Raw genomic sequence first — 3,974 nt, forward strand, 5'->3', positions numbered from 1 at the left:
CAGCCACACCATGTACTGCGGGCTGATCACGCGGCTGGTGACGACGAAGAGGAGGGTGGCCGTCAGGGCGGCGTCGGGCAGGACGTGGGAACCGCCGAGGCGGCCGAGGTCCGAGCGCCGGCGCCAGTACAGGAGCCAGCCGAAGGCCAGGACGGTCAGTGCCTGCATGACGAGGCTGACGTCGTCGACGTACGGTCCGACGAATTCGTGCGAGCCGTCCTTGGCCGCCCAGGTTCCGCTCCAGCCGAGATGGCGGGCGAGGTGGAAGGGCAGCGCTCCGACGGACTCGATCTGGATGCCGCGGGACTTCTGGCCGGAGAGGAAGGAGAAGGCGTTCGGCATCGTGAGCACGAACGAAGCGGTGACCGCCAGCGTGGTGAGCGCGGTGGCGATCAGGACTGTTCGTGTGGAGCGGCCCTTGCGGGTGCCGATCAGGAGCAGTACCGGCCAGACCTTGACCAATGAGCCCAGCGCGACCAGCGCGCCGAACGCCCGCTCGGACCAGGCGCGTTGGCCGGCCGCCACCACGAGCGCGGCCATGGCCAGCCCGGTGACGAACAGGTCGAAGCGGTTCCAGGGCAGGGTGCTGAGCAGTGCCAGCCCCACGGTCCAGAACCAGGCCCCCGCGAGACCGCGTCCGGCCACTCGTGCCGCACGGAGCAGCATGACGAGGATGAGGACGTCACAGAGAGCGGCCAGCACGATGAAGGCGCGTGCGTAGTCAAGACCCGGGACGAGCGCGGGGGCGAGGATGGGCAGAGCCGCACCGGGCGGGTACTGCCAGGAGACGTCGTGCAGCGGGAAGGACCCGTTGCCCAGAACCGCGTACCAGCCGCGGTACACCTTGTCGACGGACTCGTTGAGGGTGCCATAGCCCGTGACCGGGTTGATCCCCAACGCCGTGGGGACGAGCCACAGCCGCGTCAGGCACCAGACCACGACGACGGCCGACGACGACCCACCCAGCCCCAGGAAACGCCCACGAGTGACCGACGGCCGATTGAGGACCGGTGTGGAGTCGGGCGTTGAGTCGGGCGTGGTGTCGGGCGTGGTGTCGGGCGTGGTGTCGGGCGTGGTGTCGGGCGTTGAGTAATGCGTGGTGTCGGGTGTGGAGTCAGGTGTGGAGTCCGGGGCCGCGGAAGCAGGCCGGTGAAGCATCGCGGTTCCTTCGATGGCTGCGCGGGGTCGACAGCGGGGAAGCGCGGATCCCTCGGACTACCCGACCATGTCTGATGGAGGATTGACCCTGGACGATACCGTCGCGGAGTTGATGGTCGGTCAACACCCTGGATGAAGGGGCGCGGTGGCCGGAGCGGTCAGAGGCCGCCGGTGTTGAGCAGCCGGTTGGGCGTGTCTGAGCGGATGCCGTGCAGGACACCGGGGGTGGCCGTGTGGTCGAGCCATACGTGGACCTGCTTGGCCGTGGCGTGGGGGTGTGCCGACAGGTACAGCGCGATCACGCCGGTCGCGTGCGGCGCGGCCCAGGACGTGGCGCCGTCGGTCTCCGTGGTCGTACCGCCGCCGGCGAGGGCAGCGGTCACCTTCTGGCCAGGGGCGTACAGGTCCACGCAGCGTCCGTACCCCGATCCGTAGGAGCCGGTGTCGTTCCACGCGCGGTCGCTCGGAGTGGAGGCCGCGACGACGATCGTGCCGGGGACGCCGGCCGGGGAGTGTTTGCAGGCGTCGTCATGGAAGTTGCCGGCCGACACCACAGTCGGGATGCCCGCGTCGACCATCTTCTTCACGGCGGACTCCAGGGCCGCCGACCGGTGGGCGAGGTTGAGCGACATGTTCACCACCGCGGGCTTCTGGGCGTGCGCGGTGACCCACTTGACCGACTTCACCAAGGCCGCCTCGGCCGCTGCCTCGGAGCCGCCGCCACCGCTCTCGCACAGGATGCCCTGCACCCGTACGAGGTCCGCCTTGGGCGCCACCCCGTACTTCGCCCCGCCGATGATGCCCGCGACGAACGTGCCGTGGCCGGTGCCCGCTTCGCTGAAGCAGTCACCGGAGTCCTTCGGGCCGACGAAGTCGGCGCCGAGGTGGGCGCGTCCGCCGAACTCCTGGTGGGCGATGTCCATCCCGGTGTCGATCACGTAGACGTGGACGCCCTTGCCCGTGGCGGTGGTGGTGAGCTTCCCGTTCAGGGGGCGCGATCGCTGGTCCAGGATGTCCAGGTTCCACGGCACGTGCCGGGTGACAGGTGACGCCGCGATCCGCGCGGCACCGGACATCGTCCCCACGGTGCCGGATCCCCCCGCCTCTTGAACGGGAAGCGGCCTGCCGCCTACACCGACGGCCGCGTCGGCTTCCCCACCACAGGCCGAGGCCCCGACCACGGTCGCCAGGGCGACCGCGAGAAGACCCGTCTTCGTCATGTTCCGCATCACTACGTCCCCCACAGTCCCGTTTTCGCACACAGCCACCGCACAAGACGACCGCAGGGAGCGGGCGGTTCCGGACGGAGATCCCCGGCGTCGGCGCGCCCGACCGCCCCGGCCGGGAGTGCGTGTTCGTGGCGCGCCGTCCGAAGGCCCGCGCATCACCCCGCCGTTTGGAAAATGTCCCCGGCCACGCCTGACGGTGCTGCTTGGGAAGTGTCGATGAACCATTCGCGTCCGAGCAGCAGCCCGAACAGAGGGGCCGGGAGACGGACCAGCACCCGCATGACCGGAGCGAGCCTGCCGGTTCCGTTCAACTGGGACCGGTGCGCGGCGAGCGCTGTCTGTTTCTGCCGGGCGAACCCACGTACGTTCACCCGGTGCGTGATACCCGAGCGGACGCTGTATGCCGTGCCGGGAGTCACGGCGTCGTGTCGAACGGGCAGCCTCAGCCAGTCCACCAGCTTGAGGACCCGCGCCACCACGTCACGTGGAATCGTCGCTTCGAGCACGCGCCGCACCCCGGCCTCGTCCGCGGCGAGCCTCCCGACTTCGTGAACTCTGACATGGTCCCGATGGCCGTAGCCCCCGTTGGCGTCATAGCTGAGGAGTACCGTCGCCCGCTCCTCGCGGAGAATCGCGGCCAACCGCTCAGCGGCTTCCCGGGGATCGGCTCGCACAAAACGCGCACGGTCCGGCGGATCCGGAAAGAGCACCTTCCCGTTCCCGCTGTCCGCGTAACCCAGGTGCACCACACGAGCCACCCCCAACGCGGCGGCGCTCGCGCGAAGTTCACCGATACGAGGTGCCTCGCCCTGCCCGACCTCACCCATCGCACCGTCGGTGGCCACGACAATCACCACCCGGTGCCCCTCCGAGGCGGCACGGGCCAATGTGCCACCGGTCATCAGCACTTCGTCGTCGGGGTGGGCATGAAAGGCCACAACTGTCGCCACGGATCACATCCTGAGCTATCGGCAATCAGTTGAATGCCGTCAGGAAGACGCTACTCGCCCGGTCGGCCTCTCGTTTCACGACACATACCAGCCGCCCACTCGGCCCACCCGGCCGGCCAGCCCCCGTACGCGCATCCTTCCCTCCTGAGCCCCCGACTCCCACGTGAGCAGTGCGTCCGGGGTCCCCCATGCCTCGCCGGCCAGCGCGTTGATACGCGTCTCGACACCACGCAGGTGCCGGCCGAGCCGCTGTATCGCCAAATTCGTGCCGCGGATCCAGAGAACCGCCACCAGCAGAACGAGCAGCGCGATGTACACGGTCGGGGCACCGAAAGTGAGTTTGTTCGACACCGCCAGCAACGCCGAGATGATGCCGGCGAAACCGATCATCTGCATGCGCGCCGCCACACGCTGTGTGACCTCTTCACGTAAGGTCCGGTATTCCTCGAAGAGGGCCTCGATCTCACGTTGGAACTGACGTTGGGTAACCTGTGGGTCAAGGGGAGTCGAGGAATCTGAGGAATCTACAGTGCCCTGCGGCTGCATCCGTCCTCCGATGTTCAAGACCGACGACGCAGATATACCCGTCACGGCCCCGCAGAACACGGTCATCTCCCCCGGGCCCCCCGAGCAACCC

The 3,974-nt window shown here is 68.7% G+C and carries 4 protein-coding genes; all 4 read right to left on the reverse strand.

Annotated features, from left to right (window positions below; all coding sequences use genetic code 11):
* Positions 1-1,158: glycosyltransferase family 87 protein (locus AOK08_RS41360; RefSeq protein ID WP_079054579.1), on the reverse strand; the 1,158-nt coding region annotated here is incomplete at its 3' end.
* 158 nt (positions 1,159-1,316) lie between these two features.
* Positions 1,317-2,378 (reverse strand): S8 family peptidase, encoded by a 1,062-nt coding sequence (locus tag AOK08_RS41365; RefSeq protein WP_241827323.1) that lies wholly within the window; start codon positions 2,376-2,378, stop codon positions 1,317-1,319.
* A gap of 164 nt (positions 2,379-2,542) precedes the next feature.
* Positions 2,543-3,337, reverse strand: coding sequence for a PIG-L deacetylase family protein (locus AOK08_RS41370; RefSeq protein WP_055535668.1), 795 nt, complete (start codon positions 3,335-3,337; stop codon positions 2,543-2,545).
* A 75-nt stretch (positions 3,338-3,412) separates the two neighbouring features.
* Positions 3,413-3,974 (reverse strand): hypothetical protein (locus AOK08_RS41375; protein ID WP_206743420.1); only part of this gene is annotated, 562 nt, incomplete at its 5' end.

The sequence above is a fragment of the Streptomyces graminilatus genome, from assembly GCF_001418565.1.
Lineage (GTDB): Bacteria > Actinomycetota > Actinomycetes > Streptomycetales > Streptomycetaceae > Streptomyces > Streptomyces graminilatus.

Excerpts from the sequence above, each read along its gene's own strand:
- AOK08_RS41365 (WP_241827323.1), bottom strand. The coding sequence starts at position 2,378 with ATGACGAAGACGGGTCTTCTCGCGGTCGCCCTGGCGACCGTGGTCGGG.